The organism is Shinella sp. SUS2, from assembly GCF_001262505.1.
Classification (GTDB): Bacteria; Pseudomonadota; Alphaproteobacteria; order Rhizobiales; family Rhizobiaceae; genus Shinella.
Window position 1 is genome coordinate 1 of record NZ_KQ410796.1, and the last position, 5,154, is coordinate 5,154.

Genomic DNA, 5,154 nt, shown 5'->3' on the forward strand with positions numbered 1-5,154 from the left:
TCATCGCCCACATTCGCCTGATCACAAGGCGACTTGCAAGGTACCGATATCGTTGAAGGCTTTTCGAGTCAGACTCTCACCAAACCAGAGGGTTACAGGACCGCAGTGAGCGCTAAGCTTTATGACGGCCGGTCAGGCGGCAAGAAGAGGGCGGCGAACGACAACACGCCTTCCACGGACAAGGTTGCGGACAACACCCCGGAAGGCACGCCCGCCACCCCCTCGGAATGGGTCAATTCCCGCCGCTACGGCAGGACGGACGAGAACTGATGCTCAAAATAGATATCAAGGGCGACGGCCTCGCCCTCTTCACCAAAGCGACGGCGGCGCTCAAGTCACCTCGCAAGGCCGGCCAGGTCTTCAGCCGCGCGATCAACGAAACAGGCAGAGTTGGGGGCACAGCGGCTGGCCGTGCCCTTGCGGTACAAACCGGCCTGCGAAAACAAACAACTCTGAAGGCCGTGCGCCGGAACGTGACCAAGTCCACGCCGGCTACCCTGACCTACGTCATCCACGGTCAGGGTGGTGACATATCGCTCAAGCACTTTAAACCCCGTGAGACCAGGATCGGCGTGAGTGCCGCACCTCGCGGCGTGCGGCAGGTCTTCCCGTCCAGTTTCATGAAGGCCGGCTTCTGGCCCAAGCGAGTCGTTAAGCCCGCCTGGAATGGCCAAGTCTTTATTAGAGCGAACACGGACGGCTATTCCTACAACTACGCAAAATCGAACCCGTTCGTTAAGTCGGGTGAGTGGAAGCGTGAGCGCACGGGGACGAAGTTCGCCAAGCAGAAATCTGGCGTCTTCATTCCGGTGGAAATGCTGCGCGGCGAGGTGGCGAAGGTCTGGGATCAGACAGCCGAACGGCTCGAGCCGCGTGTCATCCACCACATCAACAGGATGACAGGTGGGTTGTTCACCTGAGCAACCCCTCGGCAACACCGCAAACGCGCAGAAATCCGGCATTTCGGCCCGATGGCAACCGTTGCCGAGGTTGCCGGGCTGTGCCTGGCCGGCCGCCGGGACCTCCGACCCGCAACGGCTGTTTTTGGCTGGAGAGGGACCCGACCGGGAGGGGTATATGATCAAAATCACACATTTGAATCCGACACGCGGCCGGGTTGCCGCGACCTTTACGGCCGAGGTCTGTGGCCTGGTGCTGCCGGGCTGCGCGCTGATCCGGCGTGGCGATGACTATGTGCTGTCCGTGCCGCGTATTGGTGTCCCAGGCGAAACGCGGCCGGCGCCGTTGTCGGCCGTGATGGAAGCCGAATTGTTGAGGGTGGCAGTCGCCCGCTATCAGGAGAAAGAACATGATCAGAATTGAGAACATGCGCCCTGGACCGGGCGGCGCTAAAGCGACGTTCGATGCTGAGATCGACGGTTGGCTGCTCCGCGATTGCGTCATAGTCCAGCGACCGGAGGGAAATTTGTCGGCGCTGCCACCGGCCTTGCGAGGTGGGCAGAGAGCCGTCCAGATACCTGATGAGCTTTGGTTTGATTTCATCAATGCCGCCCGATCAGCGTATCGGCGGATCAGCCGTGAGGAGCAGTGGGTCGAGCTCTGCGAGGGCGAGCAAGAGGCATTGGCGGCGGCGGGGATTTAGTCCGCCGGCTGTCAATCCGGTGTCAGCGGCAACTCCGGCATAACCTCTTCCGGATAGGGCATTGGCAGCGCTGCTCGCAGAACCTTCCAAGCGGCAATGTGCTTCCGCGCTTCTTCACGGAAGTCGTGCCACCGAGGCCGCGTCACGTAACGCTGCACAAATGCCGATCCCTCCCGGACTGTCTCCAGTTTATTGCTTCGCAACTCTTCGTCAGGGCTTTTGCCGGTCTCTGCGCAAATGGCGCGCGCAACTCGCTCAACCAGTTCGTCGTCGGTCATCATTTCCTCGCCATTGATCCGTTGATTATGATGATGACGTGGATGGCGCGCCGAAGCCCGGGTAACCAGCGGTATGGAGGATGGCAAAGATTTGGAACAAGCAGCCACATTACCCGTTGGGAGAATAATATTCTCTTTTTATACCTATCCGGCTCTGCGTGCTACGGAACCGGACGCGAGTTCCGTAGCACGTTGCGCTCGATCTGTCAACATACTATATGTACAGCACAAACGGGTAAATTGCACCAGGCAGAAGGAGCGAACTGATGGCAGTTATATCAAGCGCTTTCGGTCAGGTGAAGCTCACTGATGACGACGCGAAGAAATTTCGCAATCAGGTGACTTACGGGAAGCCGAAAGCCAGTGCTGTGAAAACCGCATCGCGCGGAAGCGCAATGTTTAAAGAGTACCAGACGTCTGGCAAGGTGACTTTTAAAGCCAAGGCCAAGCCGGGGAAGTAATTGTCAGCGGACGATCTGAATGTTGAGCTGAAGTTGGTGGAGCCCAGTGATCGTGTCACTGGGCTTTCTCTTGGAGGTGAGGAATTTATACCTCTCAAAACCTTCATACAAAAAAAGGCGAAGGATTACCAAGCCAACAGTTTTGCACGAACTTATGGCCTCTTTGATGAGGCAAAAATCATTGGCTACATTACGCTCATCTGCGGAGAGATTCTAACTAAGACGCCGCAAGAGTTAATTCCACCAGATCAAGCCTATGACTATAAGACGTTTCCTTCAGTGAAAATCGCTCGCCTAGCCGTGGATACGCGCTACCGCGGGCGCGGCCTTGGTGAGCAATTGGTTGCCTTCTCTGTCGGTATAGTTCGCGATGCGATTGCTCCTAACGTTGGATGCCGCTTCATAGTTGTTGATGCGAAGAAGAGTGCAATCAAATTCTACGAGAAAATTGGCTTTACTCTTCTTGACACCCCAGCGAACAAAGCCAGTGAACAGCCGGTAATGTATCTAGATATTTTGAAGGTTTGACGGATCAGGCGCTAAGTCGCCGCTTCCCGCCGTGCCAGTCATTGACGCGCGTCATTTCCTCTTTGCCGACGTCCGTCACGGTCCAGGTTCGATCGCCCTGCGCGTCCTTGCGTCCTTCCTTGACGGCGCCCTTCTCGGCCAACTCCTTCATCGTGAAATCCGTGGCGCCGGGTATTTCGGCACTCGTCCGAACGTCGGGATGCTCGACCATGTACCGGAGCGCGCCGAGGCAGCGGGTGTTCAGGCCCAATTGCGGTTTGCGTTCGTTTCGTCGTTGTCGAGCCGATCGATTCCATACCTCCCAATTCTCCTCGCCATCCGGAGCGGCCACTTGGAAGCCTGCAGCAATGCCGAGATAGCCATCATAGAACCTGCGGACCAACAGCACCGGCCGACCGTCATGTAACGGGTCCTTCTTTGGAAACCCGTGCCGCTCCAGAATGGGAATGGCTGCTTTTACATACATCGACGCCCGTTCTTTGCCCACGACGGCAACGGCTATCTCACGGTCTGTGGCGAAGAGCGGGAGTTTGCTGAGGGGATCGGTCATACATTACACCTCGAGGACACCATTGCCGCCGGCACAGATGCCGACCGCGTTTTTGGATTTCCTCTTTGTGGTGGTAGGCGCGCGGTTAGTGCGGTTGGTGAGGCCGCGGCGCAAGGCTAGGCGTAGGGACGGTCCGGGTCAAGCTACCCCTCCCGCGCGTCATAGACCTCGATGCCCGTGTCCCTCAACGCATCGCGCACAGCAGCTCGCACTGCCTCTGCGGCAGCGACAAGCCGGCTGAGCGACCGAGGCCTTTTCGGCTTGTCCAGCCATTCCTCCGATAGGCTGCGCAGATCGTAGTCATAACGAACGCGGACGTAGTCACCGGCCTTGCCAGAGGCCACGATATATTCTGCTGTTGTGTCGTCTAGGGAAAGCCCGCGGCTCTGAGCATCCACCAGCATCCTACCGACATCATGCATATAGCTGCGAAGCTCATCCGCATCGGCGCCGTGAAGGCGGAGATACGCACGCAGATAAGTCTCGATCGCGTGAAGGAACAACAGGCGCTGCGGGTGATCAGAGAATTGGCGCGTTGCGTTCTCCACCACGACATGGCCTGCGTTTTCAAATGATTGCGCCAGAAGGAAGATGCCGAACGGAGTCAGGCCGGCGCCTTGAGGAGGCTTTGTTGGTTTGGGCATTCTGGATTATCTGAGCTTACCGTTGTCGAATGCTAGTGAAAAACCGTCGCTTTGCCCCGTACCACCTCACTTCCTCAGTAGGGTTTCCTGGTCGTCCGGTCCCAACTCACTTGCAACGAAGGCTTTTGATATCCTTGTCGCGGTCCTTGTAAAAACCATCCAAGCCTCCGGCTGTCCGAAATTCGTCTGCGACGCTGTAGATTTCCATCGGAATGAAGCCGTGGGAGATCATAAGCTTCTGCGCGTTCTCCTCGTCGTCGCTTAATTCTCGGATGCGATTCAGCGACTTGCTGTACGGTGCTTTGGATGACCATCCATACTCGCTGAAATGCGCCGTTTCCCGGAAACTCTCGACAGCCTTCGCCACTTCGTAGACCTCCCGTTCGTAAGCTGTGCAAGCCGCAGCGCTGGCCGTCATGCCGACCAGCAAAAATGCAGAGGCCGTCCCGGTGATCCTGGCGCCCATCATCCCCTCCCTGTAGGTGCACCATCCTTGCACCGCGCCGCAAGGTTGTCGAGGGGTGTCCCAAAGCTGGGAAGACCCAGAACGCAAAATTGCGTTCTGGGGGGCAATCCATTGTGGATGGTTTGAATTCAGGGGGATAACGCCGGCAAGGCGTTGAAAACATTCGGTCGATTTTTCGGCGGGCCGGACGCTGAACTGCGTCCGGCTTCTCGACCTCACGCCGCGGCGGCGAAGGCCTCGACCTCGTCGAGCGTAGCGGAATGCGGGTGGTTGTGCGCGCCGAGCACGACTGTGTTTCGGTCCGCATCGACAACCATGTAGCCGACACCATACCATTCTCGCTCCTTCGAACGGGCAGGCGTCTTGTGCAGTGAATAGCCCTGCTTCTGAAGCGAGCGACGGATGGCGGATTCGCGGGTGGAAAGGTTGTTTAATCGCATCGTAGAGGTCAAGCCCCTTCGTCCAGATTCTGTGCGAGGATAGCCACATACCGGGAGCGGGGTTGTTTTCGCGGTCGGCACAAGCCGCCGCATCATGGTCTTCGCAGGGTAAGCATCCGAACAGCCACGCGGTATCTGCGCGCGCGGATGAGAACCAACCGGTTTATGGTGGTGAGGTTCGGTT

General features: G+C 57.7%; 11 protein-coding genes. 6 read left to right on the top strand and 5 right to left on the bottom strand.

The features are described 5' to 3' along the window. Window positions 1–105 precede the first annotated feature (105 nt). From AKG11_RS32970 to AKG11_RS32985, 4 genes are all read left to right on the top strand, one after another. Window positions 106–270: a hypothetical protein gene (locus AKG11_RS32970; RefSeq protein ID WP_156334227.1), complete on the top strand. Its 165-nt coding sequence runs from the start codon at window positions 106–108 to the stop codon at window positions 268–270. Continuing rightward, a complete protein-coding gene (locus AKG11_RS32975; RefSeq protein WP_050747076.1) occupies window positions 270–920 on the top strand; it encodes a hypothetical protein in 651 nt (216 codons plus the stop codon). Before AKG11_RS32970 ends, AKG11_RS32975 begins: the two co-directional genes overlap by 1 nt. A gap of 157 nt (window positions 921–1,077) precedes the next feature. Beyond that, window positions 1,078–1,323: a hypothetical protein gene (locus AKG11_RS32980; protein ID WP_050747077.1), complete on the top strand. Its 246-nt coding sequence runs from the start codon at window positions 1,078–1,080 to the stop codon at window positions 1,321–1,323. Then, window positions 1,310–1,603: a hypothetical protein gene (locus AKG11_RS32985; protein ID WP_050747078.1), complete on the top strand. Its 294-nt coding sequence runs from the start codon at window positions 1,310–1,312 to the stop codon at window positions 1,601–1,603. Before AKG11_RS32980 ends, AKG11_RS32985 begins: the two co-directional genes overlap by 14 nt. Before the next feature lie 11 nt (window positions 1,604–1,614). On the opposite strand, the gene AKG11_RS32990 is transcribed toward AKG11_RS32985, so the two are convergent. Then, entirely contained in the window at window positions 1,615–1,881 is a 267-nt protein-coding gene (locus AKG11_RS32990; protein ID WP_050747079.1) for a hypothetical protein, read from the bottom strand. 266 nt (window positions 1,882–2,147) lie between these two features. Here AKG11_RS32990 and AKG11_RS32995 point away from each other — a divergent pair, with 266 nt between their 5' ends. Both AKG11_RS32995 and AKG11_RS33000 read left to right on the top strand, forming a co-directional pair. Then, window positions 2,148–2,342: a hypothetical protein gene (locus AKG11_RS32995; RefSeq protein WP_050747080.1), complete on the top strand. Its 195-nt coding sequence runs from the start codon at window positions 2,148–2,150 to the stop codon at window positions 2,340–2,342. Further along, the gene (locus tag AKG11_RS33000) at window positions 2,343–2,870 is read left to right on the top strand and encodes a GNAT family N-acetyltransferase (protein WP_050747081.1); all 528 of its coding nucleotides are present in this window, start codon (window positions 2,343–2,345) and stop codon (window positions 2,868–2,870) included. It abuts the gene before it with no gap. 4 nt (window positions 2,871–2,874) lie between these two features. On the opposite strand, the gene AKG11_RS35630 is transcribed toward AKG11_RS33000, so the two are convergent. The 4 genes from AKG11_RS35630 to AKG11_RS33020 form a co-directional block, all read right to left on the bottom strand. Continuing rightward, window positions 2,875–3,420 (bottom strand): hypothetical protein, encoded by a 546-nt coding sequence (locus AKG11_RS35630; protein WP_245290316.1) that lies wholly within the window; start codon window positions 3,418–3,420, stop codon window positions 2,875–2,877. Between the two features lie 143 nt (window positions 3,421–3,563). Then, window positions 3,564–4,064 carry a hypothetical protein gene (locus AKG11_RS33010; protein WP_156334228.1) on the bottom strand — a complete coding sequence of 167 codons (501 nt, stop codon included), beginning with the start codon at window positions 4,062–4,064 and terminating at the stop codon, window positions 3,564–3,566. 106 nt (window positions 4,065–4,170) lie between these two features. After that, window positions 4,171–4,530, bottom strand: coding sequence for a hypothetical protein (locus tag AKG11_RS33015; protein WP_050747083.1), 360 nt, complete (start codon window positions 4,528–4,530; stop codon window positions 4,171–4,173). 215 nt (window positions 4,531–4,745) lie between these two features. Beyond that, complete coding sequence (locus AKG11_RS33020; RefSeq protein WP_050747084.1) at window positions 4,746–4,970, bottom strand: hypothetical protein; 225 nt, start codon at window positions 4,968–4,970, stop codon at window positions 4,746–4,748. Window positions 4,971–5,154: the final 184 nt, after the last annotated feature.

Coding starts and splice junctions, on each gene's coding strand:
- AKG11_RS32975 (WP_050747076.1), top strand. CDS start 270: ATGCTCAAAATAGATATCAAGGGCGACGGCCTCGCCCTCTTCACCAAA.
- AKG11_RS32980 (WP_050747077.1), top strand. CDS start 1,078: ATGATCAAAATCACACATTTGAATCCGACACGCGGCCGGGTTGCCGCG.
- AKG11_RS32985 (WP_050747078.1), top strand. CDS start 1,310: ATGATCAGAATTGAGAACATGCGCCCTGGACCGGGCGGCGCTAAAGCG.
- AKG11_RS32990 (WP_050747079.1), bottom strand. CDS start 1,881: ATGACCGACGACGAACTGGTTGAGCGAGTTGCGCGCGCCATTTGCGCA.
- AKG11_RS32995 (WP_050747080.1), top strand. CDS start 2,148: ATGGCAGTTATATCAAGCGCTTTCGGTCAGGTGAAGCTCACTGATGAC.
- AKG11_RS35630 (WP_245290316.1), bottom strand. CDS start 3,420: ATGACCGATCCCCTCAGCAAACTCCCGCTCTTCGCCACAGACCGTGAG.
- AKG11_RS33010 (WP_156334228.1), bottom strand. CDS start 4,064: ATGCCCAAACCAACAAAGCCTCCTCAAGGCGCCGGCCTGACTCCGTTC.
- AKG11_RS33015 (WP_050747083.1), bottom strand. CDS start 4,530: ATGGGCGCCAGGATCACCGGGACGGCCTCTGCATTTTTGCTGGTCGGC.
- AKG11_RS33020 (WP_050747084.1), bottom strand. CDS start 4,970: ATGCGATTAAACAACCTTTCCACCCGCGAATCCGCCATCCGTCGCTCG.